This window comes from Patiriisocius sp. 208BN25-11 (assembly GCF_058147145.1).
In genome coordinates this window covers 1-394 of the sequence record NZ_JBYVJY010000049.1, presented here as the reverse complement: position 1 = coordinate 394, position 394 = coordinate 1, and the positions used below count along the sequence as shown (strand labels likewise).

Annotated in this window: 1 protein-coding gene; it reads left to right on the top strand. The window is 37.3% G+C overall.

Annotation, left to right across the window (positions count from 1 at the left end):
• The coding region (locus ACY2RS_RS15505) for an ABC transporter permease subunit (protein WP_490099578.1) at positions 1-394 on the top strand (394 nt) is incomplete at both ends.

The window sequence follows — 394 nt, the reverse complement described above, 5'->3', positions numbered from 1 at the left end:
GAAACATTACCCAATACTTTTGTGTTGGCCGTTTCTGCAATTACAATAGCGATGCTATTAGGTGTTTTTTTAGGAATTATCTCGGTTGTGTTTAAGGACGGATGGATCGATAAAGCAATACAACTTATAAGTACTTTTGGAATGAGCGTCCCCTCTTTTTTTAGCGCGATCATCTTTGCCTGGGTCTTTGGGTTTTTACTCAATGAATATACTAACCTGAATATGACAGGCAGTTTATATGCAGTGGATGATTTTGGAGAAGGGACTTATATTCAATGGAAGAATTTAATTCTTCCGGCAATAGTATTAGGGATTCGTCCCTTAGCAGTGGTAAGTCAATTAATGAGAAACTCTTTGCTTGAAGTTTTAAACCAGGACTACATTCGTACTGCAA